Origin of the sequence: Corynebacterium sp. UMB0012, from assembly GCF_030216265.1 — a bacterium.
Lineage (GTDB): Bacteria > Actinomycetota > Actinomycetes > Mycobacteriales > Mycobacteriaceae > Corynebacterium.
In genome coordinates this window covers 1-22,435 of the sequence record NZ_JASOKQ010000029.1, presented here as the reverse complement: position 1 = coordinate 22,435, position 22,435 = coordinate 1, and the positions used below count along the sequence as shown (strand labels likewise).

General features: G+C 59.1%; 22 protein-coding genes and 1 pseudogene. 9 read left to right on the top strand and 14 right to left on the bottom strand.

The genetic code is table 11. From position 1 onward, the window contains the following. Positions 1 to 270, top strand: a 270-nt coding sequence (locus tag QP324_RS10910; protein WP_284816046.1) for an ASCH domain-containing protein, incomplete at its 5' end; no start/stop codon positions are given. 138 nt (positions 271 to 408) lie between these two features. On the opposite strand, the gene QP324_RS10905 is transcribed toward QP324_RS10910, so the two are convergent. After that, on the bottom strand, positions 409 to 726 hold the full coding sequence (locus QP324_RS10905) for a hypothetical protein (RefSeq protein ID WP_284816045.1): 318 nt from the start codon (positions 724 to 726) through the stop codon (positions 409 to 411). Positions 727 to 910: 184 nt separating this feature from the next. Here QP324_RS10905 and QP324_RS10900 point away from each other — a divergent pair, with 184 nt between their 5' ends. Both QP324_RS10900 and QP324_RS10895 read left to right on the top strand, forming a co-directional pair. Continuing rightward, the gene (locus QP324_RS10900; protein ID WP_284816044.1) at positions 911 to 1,576 is read left to right on the top strand and encodes a sugar O-acetyltransferase; all 666 of its coding nucleotides are present in this window, start codon (positions 911 to 913) and stop codon (positions 1,574 to 1,576) included. Beyond that, complete coding sequence (locus QP324_RS10895) at positions 1,577 to 3,844, top strand: ATP-dependent RNA helicase (RefSeq protein WP_284816043.1); 2,268 nt, start codon at positions 1,577 to 1,579, stop codon at positions 3,842 to 3,844. It begins immediately after the preceding gene. Here QP324_RS10895 and QP324_RS10890 read toward each other — a convergent pair whose 3' ends face one another. Then, the gene (locus QP324_RS10890; RefSeq protein ID WP_049377099.1) at positions 3,845 to 4,615 is read right to left on the bottom strand and encodes a TSUP family transporter; all 771 of its coding nucleotides are present in this window, start codon (positions 4,613 to 4,615) and stop codon (positions 3,845 to 3,847) included. Between the two features lie 118 nt (positions 4,616 to 4,733). On the opposite strand from QP324_RS10890, the gene QP324_RS10885 reads away from it, so the two are divergent. Then, positions 4,734 to 5,825, top strand: coding sequence for an AbrB family transcriptional regulator (locus QP324_RS10885; RefSeq protein WP_284816042.1), 1,092 nt, complete (start codon positions 4,734 to 4,736; stop codon positions 5,823 to 5,825). On the opposite strand, the gene QP324_RS10880 is transcribed toward QP324_RS10885, so the two are convergent. Continuing rightward, a complete protein-coding gene (locus tag QP324_RS10880; RefSeq protein WP_284816041.1) occupies positions 5,822 to 7,492 on the bottom strand; it encodes a DUF885 domain-containing protein in 1,671 nt (556 codons plus the stop codon). The genes QP324_RS10885 and QP324_RS10880 overlap by 4 nt on opposite strands. 69 nt (positions 7,493 to 7,561) lie before the next feature. Next, positions 7,562 to 8,131 (bottom strand): TIGR00730 family Rossman fold protein, encoded by a 570-nt coding sequence (locus tag QP324_RS10875; RefSeq protein ID WP_284816040.1) that lies wholly within the window; start codon positions 8,129 to 8,131, stop codon positions 7,562 to 7,564. A gap of 108 nt (positions 8,132 to 8,239) precedes the next feature. Here QP324_RS10875 and QP324_RS10870 point away from each other — a divergent pair, with 108 nt between their 5' ends. Then, a complete protein-coding gene (locus QP324_RS10870; RefSeq protein ID WP_284816039.1) occupies positions 8,240 to 9,373 on the top strand; it encodes an ROK family transcriptional regulator in 1,134 nt (377 codons plus the stop codon). On the opposite strand, the gene QP324_RS10865 is transcribed toward QP324_RS10870, so the two are convergent. The 7 genes from QP324_RS10865 to QP324_RS10835 all read right to left on the bottom strand — a co-directional run bounded on the left by QP324_RS10865 (position 9,356) and on the right by QP324_RS10835 (position 16,059). Next, entirely contained in the window at positions 9,356 to 9,952 is a 597-nt protein-coding gene (locus tag QP324_RS10865; protein ID WP_284816038.1) for an HAD-IA family hydrolase, read from the bottom strand. The two genes, QP324_RS10870 and QP324_RS10865, sit on opposite strands and share 18 nt — an antisense overlap. A gap of 13 nt (positions 9,953 to 9,965) precedes the next feature. Next, complete coding sequence (locus QP324_RS10860) at positions 9,966 to 10,319, bottom strand: hypothetical protein (RefSeq protein WP_284767220.1); 354 nt, start codon at positions 10,317 to 10,319, stop codon at positions 9,966 to 9,968. An 82-nt stretch (positions 10,320 to 10,401) separates the two neighbouring features. Next, complete coding sequence (locus tag QP324_RS10855) at positions 10,402 to 10,899, bottom strand: ferritin (protein ID WP_250409660.1); 498 nt, start codon at positions 10,897 to 10,899, stop codon at positions 10,402 to 10,404. Positions 10,900 to 11,184: 285 nt separating this feature from the next. Beyond that, positions 11,185 to 12,666 (bottom strand): SulP family inorganic anion transporter, encoded by a 1,482-nt coding sequence (locus tag QP324_RS10850; protein WP_005326357.1) that lies wholly within the window; start codon positions 12,664 to 12,666, stop codon positions 11,185 to 11,187. Between the two features lie 21 nt (positions 12,667 to 12,687). Then, complete coding sequence (locus QP324_RS10845; protein ID WP_005326355.1) at positions 12,688 to 13,200, bottom strand: phosphoribosyltransferase; 513 nt, start codon at positions 13,198 to 13,200, stop codon at positions 12,688 to 12,690. A gap of 73 nt (positions 13,201 to 13,273) precedes the next feature. Further along, positions 13,274 to 14,677 (bottom strand): AMP nucleosidase, encoded by a 1,404-nt coding sequence (gene amn, locus QP324_RS10840; protein ID WP_150851022.1) that lies wholly within the window; start codon positions 14,675 to 14,677, stop codon positions 13,274 to 13,276. Between the two features lie 233 nt (positions 14,678 to 14,910). Next, a complete protein-coding gene (locus QP324_RS10835; RefSeq protein WP_005328255.1) occupies positions 14,911 to 16,059 on the bottom strand; it encodes an MFS transporter in 1,149 nt (382 codons plus the stop codon). 884 nt (positions 16,060 to 16,943) lie between these two features. Between QP324_RS10835 and QP324_RS10825 the strand changes: the two genes are divergently transcribed. The 4 genes from QP324_RS10825 (at position 16,944) to QP324_RS10810 (ending at position 21,551) form a co-directional block, all read left to right on the top strand. Next, entirely contained in the window at positions 16,944 to 18,305 is a 1,362-nt protein-coding gene (locus QP324_RS10825) for an MATE family efflux transporter (RefSeq protein ID WP_284816037.1), read from the top strand. 92 nt (positions 18,306 to 18,397) lie between these two features. Beyond that, a complete protein-coding gene (locus tag QP324_RS10820; RefSeq protein ID WP_239279034.1) occupies positions 18,398 to 19,615 on the top strand; it encodes an ABC transporter substrate-binding protein in 1,218 nt (405 codons plus the stop codon). Further along, entirely contained in the window at positions 19,612 to 20,736 is a 1,125-nt protein-coding gene (locus QP324_RS10815; RefSeq protein WP_080975109.1) for an iron ABC transporter permease, read from the top strand. The genes QP324_RS10820 and QP324_RS10815 overlap by 4 nt, the downstream gene beginning before the upstream one ends. After that, complete coding sequence (locus tag QP324_RS10810) at positions 20,736 to 21,551, top strand: ABC transporter ATP-binding protein (protein WP_049156256.1); 816 nt, start codon at positions 20,736 to 20,738, stop codon at positions 21,549 to 21,551. Before QP324_RS10815 ends, QP324_RS10810 begins: the two co-directional genes overlap by 1 nt. Before the next feature lie 28 nt (positions 21,552 to 21,579). Here QP324_RS10810 and QP324_RS12325 read toward each other — a convergent pair. From QP324_RS12325 to QP324_RS12320, 3 genes and pseudogenes are all read right to left on the bottom strand, one after another. After that, positions 21,580 to 21,798: pseudogene (locus QP324_RS12325) on the bottom strand (integrase core domain-containing protein); the annotation flags it as partial. Between the two features lie 90 nt (positions 21,799 to 21,888). Beyond that, entirely contained in the window at positions 21,889 to 22,128 is a 240-nt protein-coding gene (locus QP324_RS10805; RefSeq protein ID WP_166684816.1) for a DDE-type integrase/transposase/recombinase, read from the bottom strand. Next, entirely contained in the window at positions 22,125 to 22,349 is a 225-nt protein-coding gene (locus tag QP324_RS12320; RefSeq protein WP_158014579.1) for an IS3 family transposase, read from the bottom strand. Before QP324_RS12320 ends, QP324_RS10805 begins: the two co-directional genes overlap by 4 nt. Positions 22,350 to 22,435 lie beyond the last annotated feature (86 nt).

Genomic DNA, 22,435 nt, shown 5'->3' with positions numbered 1-22,435 from the left:
GAGCAGCGCATCTACATGTGGGAAGGCTACGAGGAATCAATTCGTAGCGGAGAAAAGCAACAAACCATCCGGGTAGATGATCCCTTCCATGAAGGAAGTGCCCAAATTGTCTTCGAGAAAGAATCCGGAGAGGTCGTCACCATTCCTGCACAGGTCACGGCCGTTGTTTCTACCCAGCGATGTGAGTTGTCGGAAAAGCAAGCTCGAAATGACGGTTTTGGCTCTCTCACCGAGCTTCAAAAAGCGCTAGATGCTCACTATCCCGGTTAGGTGACGATGACGAGGTAGACGTCGTAGAGTTCAAACTGCGGTAATCCATTCAGACCGAAAGGTGGAATAAGCTCTCCTCCCACGTGCAGAATTCACCTCATCCATTACGTCATACTTGCGGTGTGAAGATTACGGTAGCTAGCGCTGGGGGTCCTCTAATTCCCTTATCCAGAAGTCCATCATCTCAGCGATAGGATCCGGGGAGGAAAACACTTCGCTCGCTATTTCCCGAGGAGACCAACTATCCGGAAGGTCATGAAATCCTGCGCCGAGCTTTCCAAGCGTCACTGCTGAAGAGTCTTTGACTGCACTAAGGATGGTAACGACATCGTCATACGTAGCATCAAACGAGTCTTTCCCATTCGCCCCAGTTGCATCAGCAATACAGATCCAGTCATTGAGTTCCGCCATATCGCTCAAAATATTATCGACGATTTTTCTTGAATCTGTTTCCATATGCTCACTCGTTGTGTTTGCGCCTTCTACTAACGCTCAACCTTAACTCTGAGAATTAGCAACCGCTTTGCCAATGTTGGCTACGATTTTTATCAAACCAGCAAAAGCGGCCTGTGGGGTTTGTGATTTACGGAAACCTAAGTGAGTTTCGCAGGTACCTATTAAGCACCACTCGCCCTCTACAATGACACCCATGGATGCACAGAGGCGGCAGGACTTGGAGCGCTACGGCTCGTGGGAGCGGATGACCGGTGGGGAGTGGTTCTTGCCGAGCATGCCGGAGGCGAAAAAGGAGCATCAGCGCGGCTTTCGCCTGGTCAAGCAGCTCAATGAGTTGCAGAATACGGACCCGGAGCGCGCGAAGGGCATCCTGCGCGAGATTCTGCCAGAGGAATCTGCGGTGCCGGGTCTGCACGTGCCGCTGAACCTGGAATATGGATGCAATCTGGTGTGCGGTGAGCGCGTCTTTATTAATTTCGGTGCCACCATCTTGGCGCAGGCCAAGGTGACGCTTGGCGATGGCGTCATGATGGGCCCGAATTGCTCCCTGATTACGGTGGGACATCCGGTAAACGATCACGAGATGCGCGCCGGTGGGTGGGAGATTGCCAAGCCCATCACCGTCGGTGAGAACACCTGGTTCGGCGCCAATGTCACCGTGCTGCCGGGGATTAGCATTGGAAAGAACTGCGTCGTCGGCGCGGGCACGCTCATTACCACCGATATTCCGGATAATTCGCTGGTTCTCGGCACTCCCGGCCGCGTGGTGCGCAAGCTGGAGAATAACGAGGACGCCTGGGAGCGCCAGGATCTCAACGGTCCTGTCGAGGGTTTTGGAGCCGCCAACTAAATGTTTGATCTCGCTCGCATCGGCGCGGGCCTGCCCGTAGCCGAGACCATCGATTCGCTGCCTGAAACCGGAAACGTTGTCATTCAGGCCCCGCCCGGTACGGGTAAAACCACGCTCGTGCCACCGGCGTTGGCCAATCATGCGGCGGGCCGAGGCAAAGTCATCGTCACCGCCCCGCGCCGTGTGGCTGTCCGCGCGGCCGCACAGCGCTTGAGTGCTCTCAGCGGCACCCCGGAAAAGGTCGGCTTTGCCATCCGAGGCGAGTCCCGCAAGGGCAGCGACGTCGAGTTCGTCACGCCGGGCGTGCTGCTGCGCCGCCTGCTAAAGGATCCGGAACTCGAGGGCGTGGCCGCCGTCGCCATCGATGAGGTCCACGAGCGTCAGCTTGATACGGATCTCGTGCTAGGCATGTGCCTGGAGCTAGCCGAATTGCGTGAGGATTTTCGCGTCATCGCCATGTCTGCAACCGTGGATGCGCAGCGCTTTTCTCAGCTTATGGACGCACCTGTCCACGTGACCGAAGCGGTCACCCATCCGCTCGACATCCAGTACGCCCCCATGCCGGGCAGGGCGGCGGGAACGAGGGAGTTTTACGGGGACGTCGCCAAGCAGGCGGCCCGCCAGCAGGAATCAACGCTGGTCTTTGTGCCCGGCGTGCGCGAAGTCAACCTCGTGTGTGATGCCTTAGCAGGCCATAAAGTATTTCCCCTGCACGGCAAGCAAACCACCGCGGAGCAAGACGCCGCGCTGTATACCGATGAACAGCGCATCGTCGTGGCTACCACCATCGCGGAGTCCTCGCTTACCGTGCCGGGCGTGCGCGTGGTGGTCGATGCCGGGCTCTCCCGCGTTCCCCGGCGCGATGCGCAGCGTGGCATGTCCGGGCTGGTGACGGTGTCTACCTCGAAGTCGAGCGCCGATCAGCGCGCTGGTCGTGCCGGCCGTGAGGCGCCTGGCACCGTCATTCGCTGCTACTCGCAGGATGATTACCAGCACTTTTCCCCGCACACCACCCCGGAGATCTTGTCCGCGGATCTGACCCAGGCCGCGCTATTTCTGGACTGCTGGGGCGCGGGCCCGGACTTCCCGTTGCTCGATCCGCCGCCGGCCCCGGCCCTTGCGGCCGCGCATGCCACCCTCGAGCGCATTGGTGCCACGCAGGAGCTCGCCCTCCTGCCCACCGATCCGCGCCTCGGCGCCTCCTTGCTCCGGCACGGCAGCCAGGCCGCGCCCATTATTGCCTCGCTTGCCGACGCCCCCTTAACCCCCAACCTCACCCGTCACCGCCCACCACAAAGAGAGGTCAAGCGGCTCGCCCGCCTCGTCGACGATCTCGGCCCCGCCGATCCCGGCGAGGTCGTTGCCACCGCCTTTCCCGAGCAGGTGGCCAAGCGCGTGGGCGAGGATTACCTGCTGGCCAGCGGCACCCGCGCACGGCTGCTGGATAACTCGGGCCTAGCCGGCGCCCTGTGGCTCGCCATCGCGGAGGTATCCCTGTCCAACGCAGGCAATGCCATCATCCGTTCGGCCGCCCGCATCGAGGAAACGGCAGCCCTCGAGACCATCGGCGTCACCGAGGAGACCCGCGCCTTCCTGCGCGATGGTCGCGTGCGCGGTATCAAGGTCAAGGCTGCGGGCGCCATCACGCTCTCAGAAACCCCAGTGAAGGTCACCGGCCCCGCGGCCGAGGAGGCGCTTGCCGCCGGCATCCGCGAGGAAGGCTTGGGTCTTTTCACCTTCAGCAAGAAAGCCCAGAGCCTCAAAGACCGCCTGCGCCACCTGCACGCCCACTTCGGTGCTCCTTGGCCCGATGTCGATTCCGCGGATCCCGCCGAGTGGCTCGGCCCCGAACTGCACAGTATTGCGGAGGGAACTCCCGCCGCCAAGCTCGATATGTACCCGGCGCTGCAACGCCTCCTGCCCTGGCCGGAAGCCACCCACCTGGACGAGCTCGCCCCCGAGCGCCTTCCGGTGCCCTCCGGCCGCGATGCCGCCATCGACTGGTCAGGCGATCGCCCCGTGGTCCACATCAAGCTGCAGGAATGCTTCGGCTTGGCCGAATCCCCCGAATACTGCGGCCACCGCGTGCAATTCCACCTACTCTCCCCCGCCGGCCGCCCGCTCGCGGTGACCGATGATCTCGCCAGCTTCTGGTCCGGCCCTTATGCCGGCGTGCGCGCCGATATGCGCGGCCGCTACCCCAAGCACCCATGGCCCGAGGATCCATGGAATGCCGTTGCTACCGCGCGCACCAAGAACCGGATGTAGCTAACCCCACTGCTGCCAGCCCAGGTAGCAGCTCATAACCACGACCAAAGTAAGCAGCGCGTAGCGGATGAACTTTGCGCCGCCGCCCAACACGGTGCGCGCGCCCAGCTGCGCGCCGGCGATATTCGCCACCGCGAGCACGATGCCAAGCGTCCACCACACGTGTCCACCGATAATGAAAACAATGAGCGCACCTAGATTGGTGGCGGTATTGACCACCTTGGCCATCGCCGCAGAGGTCAGGAAGCTCTGGGCAAAGATGGAAGTAAACGCCATGATCAAAAACATGCCGGTGCCGGGTCCAAAGATGCCGTCGTAGAAGGAAATGATGCCGGAGAGCACGAGGACCACGACGGTGCGCCAGCCGCCGCGGATGCCGGCCGCGTCGCTGCTGCCAAAGTCTGGCTTGAAGGCCACGAAGATGCCCACGGCCACCATGAGGACAATGATGATGGGGCGCATGACGTCTTTATCTAGGCTCGAGGCCACGCTGGCTCCCAGCCCAGAGCACACCAGCGCGATGAGGATAAAGCGCGCCATTTCCGCCTTATCTAACTTCACCTTGCGCGCAAGGGTCACGGCTGCCGAGCCGGTGCCGGTTACCGAGGCCAACTTGCTTGTTCCCAACGCCGCCGCGGGTGCGAGGCTGGGAAGGACCGCGAGCAGCAGTGGGATGAGGATTAATCCTCCGCCGCCGATGACCGCATCGATCCACCCCGCAGTCGCGGTACCGAGGAAGAGAATCACCCACTGCGCCACATCGATTTCCATGCCCCGATCATAAATCTTTAATCATGTATTGTGATAACTCGCCCCTATCCACTGCCCGCGGTAATGAAAGGAAGGGGCGCTAGACTCAAGTCGCAGAGGTAATTTGAGGAGGGCGCGCATGGCCGCACAGCAGGAAAGCAGTGGACTTAATGCCCACACCGTGGCGCGGTGGGCTATCGTCGTCCCAATCTCTGTCCTTTTGGGCTGGCTATTTAGCCTGTGGCATGTGCCCGCCGCGTGGATTCTCGCGGCCATTATCGCCTCGGGCGCCATGGCTCTCATTACTGGCGAAGACCTCCAGGTCAACCGGATTTTTTATAATATGTCCCGCGGTTTTATCGGCATGATGGCAGCGCTGCCCCTCACCGTGGTGCCGCTGGGCCAGCTGGTCGGTTTCCTGCCCGCGGCGGTGACCATGTCCTTCGTCACCATCATGGTCGGCATCGTCGGCGGCCTGCTGTTGCACCGCGCGCAGCCGCGCGATGTCTCCTCCGAAACCGGCATTTTATCCATGCTGCCGGGTGGTGCCTCACTGATGCCCGCGCTTGCCGACGAACTCGGTGCCGACTACCGCTACGTCGCCCTCACCCAATACCTGCGCTTATTGGTGGTCTCGGTATCGCTACCGGCCGTCGTCGCGCTGCTTGATACCCCAGCCGGCAAGGGCGCGGATCTCACGGTGGAGGGAGAAACGACCTGGTGGATTATCGCGCTGGTCCTTGCCATCGCCTTGCTGGGCGAGAAATTGGGAAAGCTGCTGCACCTGCCGGCCGCGGCCGTGCTCGGCCCCCTTCTGCTGACGGTGCTGGTCTCCTTCGTGCTGCCGGAGGGCCACACGCTTGAGCCGCTCTATGTCTTTAAGGTGATGGCATTCTTATCCATCGGCTGGGTCTGCGGCGGCGGGCTATCGCTGCCCGCACTCAAGGCCTTTGCCAAGCAATTGCCCGCCACGGTTCTTTTCATCGTAGTCATCATCGGCATCTGCGCGGCCACCGCTTGGCCGCTGACCAAGTGGCTGCACATCTCCTACTTTGAGGCCTACCTGGCCACGAGCCCCGGCGCGCTCGAGACGGTGCTTGCGCTCTCCGCCGAGGGCGGAGCCGGACCAGCGGTCATCGCGGTACAGCTCACCCGGCTCATTGCGGTGCTCGTCATCGCAGGCTACCTGCCGCAGCTGCTGCGGCTGGCGAAGCGCCTGCTGCGGCGCTAGTTGCCCAGCACGGCCTCGCGCAGGACGGACATCGGCACGGAGCCCAAGGCGAGGGCCTCCGAGTGGAACTCGCGCGCGCTCATGCCCTGCTTCTCAGCCTCGGCACGGGTTTCCTGCCACAGGCGCTGACCCAGCGCATAGGACGGCGCCTGGCCCGGCCAACCGAGGTAGCGGTTGACCTCGAAGTTGAGGTTGGCATCATCCATGGCGGTGTTTTCGCGCATGAAGGTCTTTACGTGCGCCTTGTCCCAAACGCCGGAGGTAGAGCAATCCGGCAGCTGCTTGCCCAGGTGCAATCCGATGTCCACAACCACGCGGGCGGCGCGCAGGCGTTGCGCATCCAACATGCCCATGCGGAAGCCCGGATCATCCATGTAGCCCAGCTCGGCCATGAGCTGCTCGGCGTAGAGTGCCCAGCCCTCGCCGTGGCCGGAGTTCCACGTCACCGCGCGGCGCCACAGGTTGAGGTCTTCTTGCACCAGTGCGGAGCCGAGCTGCAGGTGGTGGCCCGGCACGCCCTCGTGGTGGACGGTGGTCAGCTCCTGCCAGGTGTGGAAGGTGTCCTGGCCCTCTGGCACAGACCACCACATGCGGCCCGGGCGGGAGAAGTCATCGCTTGGCGGGGTGTAGAAAATGCCGCCGGTGCCGGCCGGATCGATGCAGCACTCGATCTCTTCCACTTCCTCCGGAATATCGAATTCCTTGCCGTTGAGCTCGGCAATGACGCCATCGGCGGTGGACTGCATCCACTCCACCAGCGCATCGGTGCCGCGCAGGGTATAGCGGTCCTCGTGGTTGAGCTTGCGCATCGCCGAGCGCACCGAACACTCAGAGCCGTAGAGCTCGTGGGCGATCTTTTCCTGCTCCGAGCGCAGGCTGCGCACCTGGTCCAGGCCCCACTCATAGGCCTCGTCGAGGTTGACGGCATCGCCCACAAAGAGCTTGGAAAAGCGCTCGTAGCGCTCGCGACCCACGGCGTCCTTGGTGGGTGCCTGGGGCTGCAGGTCATTGGAGAGCCAATCGGAGAACTCGCCAAAGGCCTCCTTGGCCTGCTGCACCTCGGCGGAGTCGGCGTTGAGGCCGAGGGACTCGAGCATCGAGTCGGCGTCGGCAAGCCGCTCGCACTGCACAATAACCTCAGAGATCTGGCGGTGCGGTGCCACCATGCCGTGGGAGGCCGCCTCTTCCAGGGAGCTGCGGTAGCCGGCCAGGGAGGTCTTCACCTTGGACAGGCGGGAGCGAATGGCATCGCGGTCCTCGTCCGTGTCCTGCGGCATGAGTAGCAGGGTATCGCGGATGGTCTGGACCGGGGAGGCGATGTTATTCAGGCAGCGCACGTCCTCGCTGTGGTGGTGCAGATCTAGTTCAAGGCAGAGGCGATCGCGCAGGACGGCCGCGGTGACATAGTCCACGTCATCAAAGTCATCCTCATCATCGGACTCATCGGTGGTGTCATCCAGGGCATCCAGGTCCGCGACCATTTCGCGGGTGCGGTCTGCGATGGCGGTGAAGTACTCGGGGGAGAAATCCTGCAATTCGCCCTCGTAGCCGTCAATGCCCCACGCGGTGGCATCGGTGGGGGAAAGCTCGGCTAGGTCGTGAACGAAGTTATCGCACGAAGCGTCCAGTAGAGAAGGCTGGCGCTTAGCGGTCTGCTCAGAACTCATAACGAGGAAGTCTATCCCTAAGTATCAGCTATAGGCCACCCGGGCGGGCTGAAGTTGCAAACTTGTTAACTAATCGTTGTCCCACTTTGTACCGGGATAGTTCCAGCGGCCGAATTCTTCCAGGATATCCTGCGGTTTTTCCTTCATTACCAATGCGTCCACAAAGCGCGGCAAGATGAAGCCGGACTCGGCCATGGCGGCGTACATGGCATGGAACGGGCGCCAAAAGTCCTCCGTATTAACAAGGCCTACCGGGCCGCGGATGTGGCCCAGCTGCTGCAAGGTGAGCACCTCGGTGAGCTCTTCGAGGGTGCCGACGCCACCGGGGAGGCAAATAAAGGCGTCGGCAAGCTGCTCCATGCGCGTCTTACGCTCGGCCATGGAGCCGACTACTTCGAGGGTGGTCAGGCCGGGGTGGGAGATCTCCAGATCCACCAGGGACTGTGGCATCACGCCGGTGACGGTACCGCCGGCGGACAAGCAGGCCTCCGCTACCTCGCGCATCAGGCCGATGTTGCCACCGCCGTAGACCAAGGTCAGCCCGCGTCGGGCCAGCTCCGTGCCCAATTCCTGTGCCGTTTGTGTATAGGCCGGGGAGTTTCCTGTTGCTGAACCACAATAAACCGCTACTGACTGCATGCTCTCCAGCATAGATATTTGCGCCCCCACCACCACCTTTAGACTATTCGGTACATGGCGTGTTTATGAGATTAGACAAAGCAGTCTGGAATATTTATACTTCTTTTTATGATCAAATCTGGCCCAGTGTTCACGCGGCCCCGCACACCGGCCGCAAAGTGCCTCCATTTGGTGCGCCTGAACCCGATCATCACCCGGAGCGAGCTGGTGGAAGCCACCGGGCTTTCCCAGCCCACCATCACGCGCGCCACTACTTCCCTACTCAACGCGGGCCTCATCCAGGAACGCACCGACCTCACCCAGTCCCGCGGGCGCGGCCGGCCAACGGTGCCGCTGGAGGCGGCCGATAATGACTGGGCGCTCGGCGGAATCTCCGTGGGCACCAAGCAAACCTACATCGGCCTTTATGACATCAAGGGCCGCACGTTGAGCGAAGAGGAATTGACCACCCCGGTGGCTAACCTCAGCGAGGATGACTTCCTCGAGCACATCATGGCCGGCATCAACCGCATGATGACCAACCTGAACCACCGCTTGGTCTCCCTCGGCGTGACCACCTCCGGCACCGTGGATGATAACGGCCTGGTCACCGCGGAAAACCTCAATTGGCACGGCGTGGACATCGCCGAACGCCTGCGCTTCCAGTTCGGCGTGCCCGTGGTAGTCTCCTCCGCCATCCCGGCCATCCTCGGCTCCGAGACCCAGGCGGCCGAGATTGGCACCAGCGAGCGCGTTCTGGTGCTCTTCGCGGACGATTCCATCGGCTCCGCACTTTCCGTCGAGGACGAGGTCAGCCCCATTATTCCCGTGCCCCCGACACACTCCGAGCTGCTGGGCCATGGCGCGTCCGAGCGCCTGCTGGCCACCCAGCATATCCTGGAGGCGATACGCCGCGAGGGCGTGGAGGCAGCCTCGCTTGCCGACGCCGCCCAGGCCGCCGACTCCCACCCCGCCGTCCGCGCCATTTTGGACGAGCGCGCCCGCCAGTTGGGCGCCATCACCGCGGAGCTGGTCAAGGCCCACTCCCCGGCCACCGTGGTTATCGCCGGCGGCGCGTTTACCGACGACCCACAGGCCCCCAAGCAATTTGCCGCCACCGTCCGCGCCTCCGCGGGCGAAGAGTTGCAGCTGCGCATGATCCCCGGCCATAAGGAGATCGTCCGCGCGGTAGCCCGCACCGTCGCCACCGATCAGCTACTGCGCCAGCCGCTGGATCTGGGCCGCTCACTCCAGCACGCTTAGCACCTCGCGTACCGAGTCGATGCCGCGGAAGAGGTGGGCGTTGAGGCCGCAGTAGGTGGCACCTTCCACGTAGTCGATGCGGTCATCGAAAAAGTGGGTATCTTTCGGCTGCGCGGAGAGCGCATCCACGGCCACACGATAGGCCTCTGGGTGCGGCTTGGCCACGCCAATATCGCAGCTGAAGGTCACCGCCGCACAGTCCTCCAACCACGGCTGCTTCTTACGCACTTGGCCCGCCAGCGTGGTGGGGATATTGGACAAGATGCCCACGCTATAGCCTTCCCCGATAAGGCCCTTGACCAGCGCCACCATGTCCGGGTCCGCCTCCAGGAGGCCGCTGTTTTCGCAGGCTACCGCCTCCGCGACAGGAACCTCCTCTAGCCCGGCGCGGGCCGCTACCTCGTTCCAGTAGTGGCTATCGCTAAAGATGCCGGCATCGTAGTCCGGCCGATAAAACCCGTAGGCCTCCCACATCGCCTCTGCATCTGGCGGCGCGAGGAGGCGCTCCAAGTCCGCATGGCTTTCTGGGGTGGCCGGGCGCATGAGCACGCCGTACATATCAAAGAGGAGTTTGGGCATAACGGGGGCCAGTTTATGCGCGTTTCGGCGCTTGGGTCAGCACGGCTACAATTCCCACACCCGCACCAGCGACAAAGAGAGGCAGCATCGCGGGAGCCTGGTCCATGGACAGAGCGAAGATGCCGCCGATGGCACCAATGAGTAGCATGCCGCCGAGGCTATAGAGCGAGCGCGTAACTGCCCCACGCGTGCCGGCGACGCCATAAACCAGCAGTGCGAGCCCGGCGAATGGTCCGAGCATCAGCGCCGCAGTGGTCAGAAATACCCCCAAGGCCATGTGCGTGGACATGATTGCTGCTCCCACGATGAGGAAGAGCGCCAGAACTAATAGGGTTATGGCGCACAAAGCCTTGCGTTGCGTTGACATAGAAACAATCCTCCCACCGCACCGCAGTGCTATGGGAGGATTGAGCTAAATCTTGATGGGTTTGTTATTCACCCACGCCCACTTAGGCGCCGCCTTCGGTGCGGCCAGCCAGGCGCTCATCGATGCGCAGCAAGCCAGAGCCGTCATTGCCCACCAGCTTGATCTGGTCCAGAATCTCAGAAACGGTAGCTTCTTCTTCCACCTGCTCGCTCAGGAACCAGTCAACGAGCTGGCGGGATTCCAGATCCTGTGCGTCCAGCGCCGCGCGAGCGATGGTGCGGATTTCCTCGGAGACCTTCTGCTCGTGCTCCAGGGAAGCCTGGAAAGCATCCTGCGGGTTAGCAGCCTTCACGGAACCAACCGGGATGTCAGTGAGCTCTACGCGATAACCGCGGGAGAGCAAGTGGTCCGCAATCTTCTCGGCATGCACGCGCTCTTCAGCGGCTTGGCCCATAAACCAATCGCGCATACCCGGGAAGGAGAGGTTGTCCATCTCGAAGGCCAGCTGGGTATAGACCATGGAAGCGCCGTACTCGCTAATGACCTGGTTATTCAGGAGGGTTTGCAGTTTCTCGTCCATTGTAAAAACCTTTCTGTGCAGGGAAATCAATAAGTGCTAAACACTACACTACCGAAGATTCTCCCGTGATCCAGCAAGGCCTACTTAAGTAAACTTGCACGTCATTATGCTTTTTTAGATTGGATAACCTAAGTTAGCCAAGACAAAGCTAGCCATCGCGCGCAGGCAAAGTTCCCCTAAGAACGCGAGGTCATCGCGGATCCTTTGCATTTACGCCAACGCGAACTCAAGGTCAGTTCGGCGCCTACTGCTTGAGCCCTCACACCCCAGTCCATAAATGTGATGTTAGTCACCTAAGCGGCCGCTAAGGTGATTCAGGCGCTGCGCACTAGCTCCCTCCAGGCCACGAAACTCTACTTCGATGCCCCGCTCGGCATATTTCTTCTGCACCGCATCCAGCGTCGCCACCGTAGAGGCATCCCAGACCTCGGCCTCCGTCATATCTACCACTACACGCTGGGTGTCCAGCGTGTAGTCAAAGGCATAGACCAAGTCATTGGAGGAGGCGAAGAACAGCTGGCCACGCACCGCATACTCGGCATCGCCTACTTGCTCTACCTCCACCAGGTGAGCCACGCGGCGGGCAAAGCCAATGGATGCTGTCACCACACCGAGCACCACACCGACCGCCAAGTTATGCGTGGCCAGCGTGCCTACCACCGTTACCAGCATCACCAGCGTTTCTGATAGCGGCATGAGCTTAAGCGTGCGCGGGTGAACTGAATGCCAATCCACCGTAGTTGCGGCCACGATGATCATCACCGCCACCAAGGCGGCCATCGGAATGCGACCGACGGTCTCGCCAAGAAGAAGGCACAGGATAAGGAGGAAGGCGCCCGCGAGGAACGTCGACAAGCGCGTGCGCGCCTGGGATGCCTTCACGCCGATCATGGTCTGGCCAATCATGGCGCACACTCCCATACCGCCGATGGCCGCGGCGAGGATATTGCCCACGCCCTGACCAAAGGACTCGCGCGTTTTATCGGAGTGGGTATCCGTAATATCATCCACCAGCTTGGCCGTTAGCAGCGATTCCATCAGCCCCACCAAGGCCATGCCAAAGGCATAGGGCGCAATCAGCTGCAAGGTATCCAGGTTCCACGGAATATCCGGCACGAAAAGTCCCGGCAGCGAGGTAGGAAGCTCGCCTTGGTCCGCCACATCGGGGACCTGCCACCCGGCCACGACCGCAATGATGCTGACCACCACAATGGTAACGAGCGGGGCGGGAATCACCGTGGTCAGCCGCGGTAGCCCCAACATAATTGCCAAGCCAATGGCCACCAGCACATAGACCATCCACGGCACATCGATAAGGTGCGGCAGCTGCGTGGTAAACATCATGATTCCCAACGCATTCACAAACCCCGTCATCACCGAGCGCGGGATAAAGCGCATGAGCTTGGCGACGCCCACCGCAGCCAAAACTACCTGCATGATTCCTGCCAAGAGCACCGCGGCAACCACGTAGTCATGCCCATGTTCATGCGCGAGCGGTGAGACAACGAGTGCCACCGCGCCGGCCGCCGCGGAAATCATCGCCGGCCGGCCACCGGTAAAGGCAATGGACATTGCCATCACGACGGAGGAAAACAATCCCACCCACGGGTCTAAGCCCGCAAGAATGGAAAAGCTTAAGACCTCTGGGATCAAAGCAAGCGCCACCGCCAGACCGCCAAAGACTTCCTTACGCAGTCGAGCAGGCGAGGAAAATGCATAACGGAAACTGGCGATGACGCCGGTAGGGGCAGGCTGTTCTTTAATCACGCCTGCACATCCTAGTGGACTTTAGGAGCCTTCCTTAAAGGAGCCATCTGCAGTGATTACGGGAAGCACGGACCAGGCGAAGTTGATCCACTGATCGGTCTTCTTCCACGAAAAGTCCGGTTCAAAGATGGTCTTCGGCTTGGTATAAATGACGGCCGAGCGCACCTCGTCTGCGGTTTCCTTCAGCAGATTTACCACGAGATCCAGGGTCTTGCCGGAGTCCGCGACGTCATCTACTACCAGTACCTTCTTGCCCTTTAGCGAATCCGTGTCCAGCTGCGGGGACAAGATGATCGGCTCTTCCAAGGTCTGTCCGATATCGGTGTAGAACTCCACATTGATAGCGCCCATGGCCTTGACACCGATGGCATAACCGATAGCACCGGCTGGGATGAGGCCGCCGCGGGCGACGCCCACGATGAGGTCTGGGAACCAACCAGATTCCACAATCTGTTCCGACAGGTTACGGCTCGCCTCGCCGAAGACCTCCCAGGTGAGGTTTTCCCGGTCCGGGTGGATCCAATTTTCAGTCACGATTGTGTGGCTCCTTTTGCGTCATGGGATTTCTTTGTAGTTTAACGAGCATTGCCTGCCAAAGAAAAGGCACCTACCGGAATGGAACCTCGCCCAAAGTCCGGCGCAGCTTGCGAGTGCGCAGGCGCTCCGGATTTTCGGCTAGATGCTCCATCGCACGCACCGCGCACATCACGTGGGCTTCCTTCGAGTTGGAGTAGAAGGCCTGCGCCTGGGCCGGCAGCTTCGGCACCGCATGCAATGGCAGGTCAGAGACCGAAAGCAGAGTTCCATAAGGAACGCGGTAGCGATAGCCATTGGCCGCGAGCGTGCACGATTCCATATCGACAGCCACCGCGGTGGAGGTACGCAGCCACTCCCACAAATCCCGGTTAGTGCGCCACTCCCAATTGCGATCATCGGTGGAGAGCACCGTGCCTGTTCGCATGAGCGAATTATCGTCGCCGTACACCGCCTTCACCGCAGACTCGAGCATGCGCTGTACCTCCGGAATCGCCGGGATGGGAGAGGTCGCCGCAACCTTTTGGTCCAAGATGTGGTCATTGCGCTGGTAGGCATTGCCCAAAATCAAATCCCCGATGCGCATGCGCCCATCCATGCCAGCGCAGTGGCCGATCATGATCCAGGCCTCCGGCCGCAGCACCGCCAAGCAATCCGTAATGGTCTTGGCATTGGAGGGCCCCACACCGATATTGATCATCGTGATGCCATCACCACCGGCAGTAATCAGATCAAAGCGCGGCATTTGGAAGCGAGAGGTCAAGGTCAGACCATCCACATCGAGGTCCACCGCATCGTTGGGGTGGATGGTCTCGCCATTGGGCAGCACCAAGGCGGTATAGCGCGAGTCTTCCCTGGTCAACTCGCGCAAACCGAATTTCACAAACTCGGTGGTGTGCATCGCGTAGTTAGTAAACAAAATGTATTTTTGCACCGTATCGACCTCGATGCCGGTGTAGTGCTCAATGCGTGCACACGCGATATCAAAGCGCTGGGCGCCAAAATGAAAAAGCGGCTTTTCCGCACCGTGGAAAGCGTCCCATTCGCCATCAATGATTGCATCATTGACCTCATCCAGCGTCGGACGCGGAATAGGCCCGCGTTCCTGCGGGGCTTTCCTTGTGTCCTTGATGTACTCCGGTGGAATGCGCTGGTCGGATTGGCCAACAAAGATATCGCACGGATAATTCCCCGCCAGGCGAGTCAGCTGCTCGTGCAGGTAGTCCCGAATGATGTGCGGCTTGGAAACTACCGCCGAGTACTTGCCCGCCTCGTTGACGTAGCCAAACGGCTCGGAACGATCGATGGGCTGCCATTTGCGGATATCCACTGTGACCTTGGGATAAACCACATAGCGATAGTCATCAAGGTTTCCTGATTCCAAAGTCTTGCGCGCAAGCTCGCAGGAATTCTCGTAAATCTCGATCAGGCGGTTTACCGCCTCATCAACGGAGTGGACATGCTGCAGATCGGTCATAAGCGCGAGTGTAGCGGGGACTTCGCAGCGCGGCAGCGGTCCGCGCAGTTCTTTATTCTTTTCCGCGGTAGCTTCAGTGATACCAATACTGACATGATTTACTGCGAGAAAATCAAAGACCTAGGATCAGTCCTTTAAGCTGCTAAGAGTGTCAAAGCAAAGGCCTCAAAGGGAATGCGACGAAGAGCTCGACTATGTCAACTCGGGCATCGTCCCATCAATCCGAAGTATTCCTAATTCACATTGTCCCCAGTATGAGAGCGAGAAGAGGCACTAGCCCCAATACTGCAGACGATTCCTACTAGGACTGCACCTAATGCTCCTAACAGGATTCCCGTGGAGGAGGGCAACAGTAATCCACCCACTGCGGAGCCGACTGCCGAGCCAAGGTAGTTCGCAGATGCATTAGCAGCAACAGCAGTCGCCCCTTCATCAGGGTTTGCACTAAGCATCGAATGCTGCTGCGGTGCCATAGACGACCACCCCAAAAGCCCCCAAGCAAAAAGACACACCACTGCCACCACGTGGCTCGAAGGGAAGAGCAGCAGTAGAGCGAAATCAGTCACGAGTAATGCAATGATAATGACCGTTAGTTTGCGTGAACTATTAACCTTGTCGAGCACCCTCCCAATCCCAAAAGCACCCGCTGCCCCGCCGATACCCCAGACCCAAATACCAGCAATGGTGTCTACCTGCACACGATCAAGCACTACAGGAATATAGGTGTACAACCCCAGCGAACCCACTCCAACAAAGAAAGTAACTAAGATCGTCAGGAAATTATCCACTCGGCCGATGACTCGGAGTCGCTGCCCCAACGAGGAAGAGGGCACAGCTGGTACCACACTCGCTTTGCGCAACGCTAGACCCGCTAACGCCACTATTCCAATGGCCGAGACCAAACCGATGGTAGCCCTCCAGCCTAGCTGTTTAGCTACCCCCAATCCCACCGGTACGCCCACGACAGTTCCCACCGCTAAGCCAGCCAGCACCATTGACAGTGCGCGCCCGCGATACTTTGCTGGGACGGACATCCCCGCTACGGCTGAGGACAACGGCGAATAAATTCCCGCTGCCGCACCTGCGATCAAGCGCGACACGAGAAAAACGCTCACTGTAGGCGAGACTGCAGTCACGACATTCGCCAAAGAAAACACAGCAACAGCTCCAAGCAGACCACTCCGCGGATCTTTGCCTGCCCTACCCGAGAACAGCGGACCAGATATTGCGTACGCGCCGGTGAAGGCGGTAACACCCAAGCCGATCACACTGCCACTTGTACCCAAGTCGTTTGCAATCTGTGATAGCAGTCCAGCGATAACATATGCGTCCAATCCGAGCGCTACACTGCCCAAAACTAACGGCCACAGCTGTTTAAGCATTCGAAATCACCATATCGAGTAAACCAGGGAACCGTTCGTCTAGATCGCCTCTGCGCAAAGAGATAACACAAGTTCGTCCCTGGCTTCTTGTCCACGTCACACCGGCTTCACGCAGCTGCCGAGTGTGGTAGGTCAGGGTAGATCGAGGCAGGTCATCAGCGAGCGTCAAACTATCGTGCTCCTGACCGTCTGCCAGGCGCCTAACCATCTCTAACCGGATGGGATCACTTACCGCAGCCAGAACACGGACGAATTCAAGGTCCTCGGTGGCCGGATGCTCATACTTTCGTGGGCTCATCACAACTCCAATCGTGCAAGAATTCCTGAACGATTGACCACAGTAAGCTACCCGAGAGCTTCGTGCAAGATTTCTTGCACGAATGCAGGTGCGCAGATAAAGCCCCACCCAGACAGCGATAAATGAACACCGGAGTCTTGAGTCTCTCCTATCCATCTTCACACTCCTTCCACCTGAAGTGTTTGAAGTGGAAATCTTCAATTATGGTAGCCTTACCTAAACTAGGTATAATCTTTATACTTTCCGAAGGGAGTCTCTGCCGCTGCAAACACCAGCCCTGAACGGGATTCGGTCTCAACCAACGGTGGTACCGCTGGGGCATCGGCCAGCACCAGCTGAATCCGCAGGGGCGAACCACTAATTTCCATGGTGCAGACGGCAGCGTCCGATTGCAACTTTGGTGCAGATGTATCGCAGCGCCATTCGCTTCAACGGCCTGGAGGCCGCAAATGAATCGGATGTGCTGCGTATCTACCGCTAGAAACCGCAGCACATTGGAGACCAGCCGCCAAAATGGGCGAGGTTTAGAAGATGAGAAGCGAGGGCCGAGACGAATGTTAGTCCGAAGTTGAAGGTGGCTGCGAGGTTGAAATCCATCCGGAAATATCGCGAAGTTCTGGGAATTTCCTTTCCCATCGCTGGAGTACAACTCGCCGGAGTTGCATTGACCACCACGGACGTATTGATGCTGCAGTCCGTGGGCGTACTGGCGATAGCCGGCGGCGGCCTAGCGATGCAGCTTTACAACCAGATCCGCACGATGTGCGTGGGCATGGTGACGGCCGGGGCAAATCTTGTGGCTGAAGCAGCAGCAAAAATGGAAAAAGAGAAAACCTCTTGTCAAAATTGCGAGGCGGGAGCAGAACAGATCCGGCGGGCTGTGCGCTCCTCCTTCGCGGTGGCCACTGGCACTGCAATTCTCGGCGCGTTACTGGTCATCGCCCTAGGCGGATTGGTCCTTGTTCTGCCCATCGACAAGCACGTTGCCCAACTCACCTTCGCCATGACCCTTGCGCTCGCACCCGGGTTAGTCCCGATGATGTGGCTCAACGTCCTGCGCCAATTCGCCGTGGGCATGCGAAAACCCGGCTCCCTGTTAACCATCACGCTGATATCGATATTTATAAATATCGCATTGAACTGGTTATTTATGACATGGGCAGCCTCGGATCACTGGAAGGTAGCGGGCATCGGGCTTTCTACAACTGTCATCCAACTGCTTACCTTCCTGGCCTTCCGGATTGTGGTACTGCGCATTCCCGAGTTACAGCCCTATTTCCACATCCTTCCGTGTAAAGGAGATGGGGAGACTATCTGCCGCCTCGTCCGCCTCGGGGTACCAGTCAGTCTGACCTATGGCTCGGAGGCTGCAATAACAACCATCGCCGGTTTAGTGATGGGGACCTTTAGCCCACAGATGCTAGCGGCGCACAATATTGTGAACCAACTGGCGTACATCGTTTACCAAGTGTGCATCGGCTTTTCTCACGGCGGCTCGGTGCTGATCACAAGGGCTCGGGCCGAGAGTGCCGACTCAGTGCGCGAGATTACCCGACGCATATTGTTCGTCGTGGTCACGTATCTGGGAATAATGGGCGCGCTGTGGCTTCTGTTGGGCAGGTGGGTACTGCATCCTTTCTTAAAAGAGGCAGATCCCACCACCTTTCACATTGCCGTCCTGCTCCTATGTCTCGCGGTACTGCAACAGTTCGCCAAAGGAATCCAAAACGTGGCAGTGGGCCTACTGAGAGGCCTGAAAGACACCACCTCAGGGCTACGCTGCACCCTCGTCGGGTACTGGCTGGTTGGCGTCCCCGGGATTCTGATATTTGGAAAGCTCCTCGGATGGGAAGGATATGGCGTCTGGTTAGGACTCATCATGGGTTTCGCAACCACGGCGGTACTGCTGCTACGCACATATTCCCGCCGACTGAATGAACTGACTTAACGGGAATGTTGGGGGGTAAAAGTTTCATCACCCATTGTAGATAAACAAAGGTATGGCTAACCTAATAGATCCACTTGGAAGAAAGGATTGCCTTGTCCCTCACGACAACTAGGGCTCGCGGTTTTAAAACCCCACGCGCCCCTCACCACCGAATGGCCCGCGTAGTCGCCTCAGCCGTCACCGCCACTGCCCTCCTTATGACCGCTGCCTGCAGCACTAACGATGAACAACAGACCGCAGATGACGGAGAAAAGCAACAGATCACCGACATTCTCGGGCGCGAAGTCGAGGTCCCGAAGAACGTCGATCGGGTCCTCATGGGCGGGCAACGGATGCTTTACACGACATCCATCCTCAACAAAGAAAACCCGCTCCAGGGCATCGTTGCCTGGCCAGATGACCTGGAGCAGAACGACCCTGGCACGTACAAGAAGTACGAACAGAAATTCTCAGAGATCGAAGATATTGAGCAAACTGGTGAAGTTTACGACGGCTCGATGTCCGTTGAGCAAGCTTTGAATTCCCGTCCAGATGTCTTCATTGTCTCCGCAAGCAGCTTCGAAGCCGCCCAGGATGCTGGCATCGTAGACGGTCTAGAAAAGGCCGGAATCCCCACGGTTACCGTCGATTACTTTACCGACCCGGTGAAGAACACCGCACCGAGCGTGCGCTTGCTCGGCAAGGTACTCGGCCACGAGAAGGAAGCGGAAGAGTATGCCGAGTTCTATGAGTCCAAGGTGAACATGGTTCAGGAGCGCCTAGAAAAAGCCAAGGCCACCCCCACACCGACCTTCCTCTGGCGAGCTCCCGGCTACTTCGACTGCTGCTCTACCTTCGCTAAGTCCAACCTAGCCCAAATTGTTAACGCAGCGGGTGGCGAAAACGTGGGCGACGATATGATCGACGCCAAGCAGGGGCAAGTCTCTCCCGAGGCGCTAGCTGAAAAAGACCCAGACGTCATCATCGCCACCGGCGCAGACTGGACCGGCGCCAAGCAGCAGCCAAAGAAGAATGGCTTTGTACCCCTGGGCTACGACGAGTCCACCGAACAGGCAGCCAAAGACTTCCAACGCGTTGTTGACGGGCAACCTGTCCTTAAGGAAATGCGGACGGTCAAGAACAAGCGGGCCTACGCTGCGTGGCATCACTTCTACGACTCCCCATACAACTACCTAGCCATCGAGTGGTTTGCCAAAGCCATGCACCCCGACCTGTTTTCCGATGTCGACCCGCAGGCCGATTTGGAAGAACTACATGAAAAATTCCTCCCTGTGGAGGCTAGCGGCACCTTCTGGACTGGTTTGCCATGAGCCACGGAGCACGAGCGCAATCAATTGCCACCGGAAGCGAGGTGGACGACCAAAACTCTACCCCGCAACGGCAACGCCCCCGGTCAAACTGGTACCGAACAGCTAGCAGGCGAAAGGTAGCGATCATCGCAGGGCTTACGGCCCTGCTATGCGTCACCATTGCCATAGATTTCCTCATCGGCAGCAGTTTGAACGCAAATGAGGCGCTCTACGTGCTCTTTCACCCCAGCGATTCCCGCCCAATTGACTGGCAGATCATCTTTGATATACGTCTGCCTATGACCGTCACAGCGGTGCTCATCGGTGGCACCCTCGCTGCTGCCGGCGCAGAGATGCAAACCATCTTGGATAACCCCTTGGCAGAGCCCTATACGCTGGGCATTTCCGCCGCTGCGAGCTTTGGCGCAGCCTTTGCCACCGTCTCAGGATTCACCGCGGCGGGAATCGGGGCAGCGCTGGGAATGGCGGGCAGTGCTTGGGTCTTCGCCCTCGCGGCCTGTGCGGTGATCGTCCTATTCTCTCGGTCAAAGAGCTCTGGTACCGAGGGAATGATTCTGCTGGGCATAGCCATCGTGTTCCTCTTCGATGCTCTACTAGCGCTAATGCAGTACCTCGCCTCGCAGACCCAATTAGAGCAGGTGGTTTTCTGGACCTTGGGCAGCCTTACGCGCGCTACGTGGCCTCAGATCGGCCTTCTCGCGGTCATCTCACTAATCGGAATTGCTTACTTCTACCGCAATGCGTGGACGCTGACCGCGTTTCGAATGGGCGACGACCGCGCTAGGTCCATGGGTATCAATATCCCAAAGCTGCGCACGTACACGCTGGTGGGAGTCTCCCTTATGGCGGCAACTGCCGTTTCGATGGCCGGGACAATTGGTTTCATCGGACTCGTCGGCCCACATATCGCCAGGATGCTCGTTGGTGAGGACCAACGCTTCTTCCTCACCACGTCCATCATCTCAGGTGCGCTTTTGCTGACCTCAGCCTCAGTGGTATCCAAGCTGATCCAGCCTGGGGCGATTCTGCCTGTCGGCATCATCACCGCGATTGTGGGCGTTCCCGTGTTCGTCGTCCTCATTGTTTTGCGACGCCGCCCCCGAACTGTCTCCTCAACCTAATGATCGCCTCTCCCAGTACTTCCTGCCCCAGAAAGGACCCCCTCGTGGAACAACCGCCCACGGTTCCGCCAGAACCCACACTCCGGGTAGATAACCTGTGCTTTTCCCATGGAGACGAACAGATACTGAATGACGTATGTCTCCCAAAGATCGAAGCTGGAACCGTCACCGCCCTCGTCGGCCCTAATGGCGCTGGTAAGTCGACTTTGCTGCGCTGCATGGCTAACCTATGCCGATTCAGCGGCGACGTCACTGGGCCCGAGGCAGTATATTTGCCACAGGATCCCCCGCCGGAAAGCACCCTTACCGTATTCGAATCGGTACTTCTGGCACTCCAGCATTCCCGGACGGGATTCAGCGGACTACGGGTAGCCACATCCACACAGGACCGAGTCAGCTCGGTCCTCACGCGGCTGGGGCTAGAAGACCTAGAATCCCGAACAATGTCCCAGCTCTCCGGCGGCCAGCGTCAATTAGTAAGCTTCGCCCAGGCCATCGTATGCCGGCCGCAGGCATTACTACTGGACGAGCCAACCAGCGCTCTTGACCTAAGAAATCAGCTCATCCTCATGGAGCATATTCGCGCCTATGCAGCTGAAGCACCCGCGGCGGTCGTGGTTTCGATGCACGATCTTTCACAAGCAGCGCGCTTCGCTCACCGCATTGCGGTACTCCACGCGGGCACTGTATACGCACACGGAGCAGCTAAGGACGTGTTAACCGCAAAAATGTTGCGTGAAGTCTACCGCGTAGATGGAAAAGTCACCCTTACTGATGACGGTTCTGCAGCAATCACCACATCCAGAGCCATATAAGGGGCTTGAAGTGCCCCGAGTTTTGTTCCTAGGCATGTTCCTTGATTTCTATTATTCCCTGTTGCGGGTTCTTCTTCCACAATTCGGTTTCCACCTCGGCTGGGGTTCGATATCCCAGGCTTTGGTGGAGCCTTACCTCGTTCCACCATGACACCCACTCGAACGTCGCGATTTCTACCTCGACAACATCATTCCACCTGCGAGTATGGATGAGCTCATTCTTGTAAGAGCCGTTAACGTTTTCAGCTAGAGCATTGTCATTTCAGTCACCGACGGTCCCAGTGGAAGCGGCAATCCCGTGCTGGGCGAGACGCTGGTTGTAGACAACGCTGACGTACTATAAGCCGTGATCCGAATGGTGAATAAGGCCTGTTGTTTCCTTCGCGCTCACAATCGCTTGGTTGAGTGCTTGCAGCGGTAATACCTCGGTGCGCATCGAGTCCGATAATGCCCATCCGACGATCCGCCGGGAGTAAACGTCAGTGACAAACGCGGTGTACACAAAACCCTTCTTCGTACGCACGTAGGTAATGTCGGCCACCCACAGCTTGTTTAAGGCCTTGGGCTTTGAACTCACGCTCGACCAAATCCGGGCGCAGATCCGGCCTGTTGAGGTGTACGGGTTGTGATTGGTGATCCGCCTGTGCCTGTGCCAGAAACACCAGCTAGGCGCATCAGCCGGGCGGTTTGCTCACGACCGATGTCGATTCCGTCACGGTCAAGCGCATGCCACATTGTCCGCACGCCGTAGACACCGTAATTATCCCGATGAATGGCACCAATGCGTTCAATCAGCACAGCGTCACGGGGGCCTGACCCCCGGAAAGTAGACACGTCGGGGGTTAGCTATGCTGCTTGAGTCAGTGTAGCTGATGTGAGTGCTT

Excerpts from the sequence above, each read along its gene's own strand:
- QP324_RS10900 (WP_284816044.1), top strand. The coding sequence starts at position 911 with ATGACACCCATGGATGCACAGAGGCGGCAGGACTTGGAGCGCTACGGC.
- QP324_RS10890 (WP_049377099.1), bottom strand. The coding sequence starts at position 4,615 with ATGGAAATCGATGTGGCGCAGTGGGTGATTCTCTTCCTCGGTACCGCG.
- QP324_RS10815 (WP_080975109.1), top strand. The coding sequence starts at position 19,612 with ATGAGCCACGGAGCACGAGCGCAATCAATTGCCACCGGAAGCGAGGTG.
- QP324_RS10870 (WP_284816039.1), top strand. The coding sequence starts at position 8,240 with ATGATCAAATCTGGCCCAGTGTTCACGCGGCCCCGCACACCGGCCGCA.
- amn (WP_150851022.1), bottom strand. The coding sequence starts at position 14,677 with ATGACCGATCTGCAGCATGTCCACTCCGTTGATGAGGCGGTAAACCGC.
- QP324_RS10855 (WP_250409660.1), bottom strand. The coding sequence starts at position 10,899 with ATGGACGAGAAACTGCAAACCCTCCTGAATAACCAGGTCATTAGCGAG.
- QP324_RS10865 (WP_284816038.1), bottom strand. The coding sequence starts at position 9,952 with ATGCCCAAACTCCTCTTTGATATGTACGGCGTGCTCATGCGCCCGGCC.
- QP324_RS10895 (WP_284816043.1), top strand. The coding sequence starts at position 1,577 with ATGTTTGATCTCGCTCGCATCGGCGCGGGCCTGCCCGTAGCCGAGACC.
- QP324_RS10835 (WP_005328255.1), bottom strand. The coding sequence starts at position 16,059 with ATGCTTAAACAGCTGTGGCCGTTAGTTTTGGGCAGTGTAGCGCTCGGA.
- QP324_RS10880 (WP_284816041.1), bottom strand. The coding sequence starts at position 7,492 with ATGAGTTCTGAGCAGACCGCTAAGCGCCAGCCTTCTCTACTGGACGCT.
- QP324_RS10810 (WP_049156256.1), top strand. The coding sequence starts at position 20,736 with ATGATCGCCTCTCCCAGTACTTCCTGCCCCAGAAAGGACCCCCTCGTG.
- QP324_RS10905 (WP_284816045.1), bottom strand. The coding sequence starts at position 726 with ATGGAAACAGATTCAAGAAAAATCGTCGATAATATTTTGAGCGATATG.
- QP324_RS10885 (WP_284816042.1), top strand. The coding sequence starts at position 4,734 with ATGGCCGCACAGCAGGAAAGCAGTGGACTTAATGCCCACACCGTGGCG.
- QP324_RS10875 (WP_284816040.1), bottom strand. The coding sequence starts at position 8,131 with ATGCAGTCAGTAGCGGTTTATTGTGGTTCAGCAACAGGAAACTCCCCG.
- QP324_RS10860 (WP_284767220.1), bottom strand. The coding sequence starts at position 10,319 with ATGTCAACGCAACGCAAGGCTTTGTGCGCCATAACCCTATTAGTTCTG.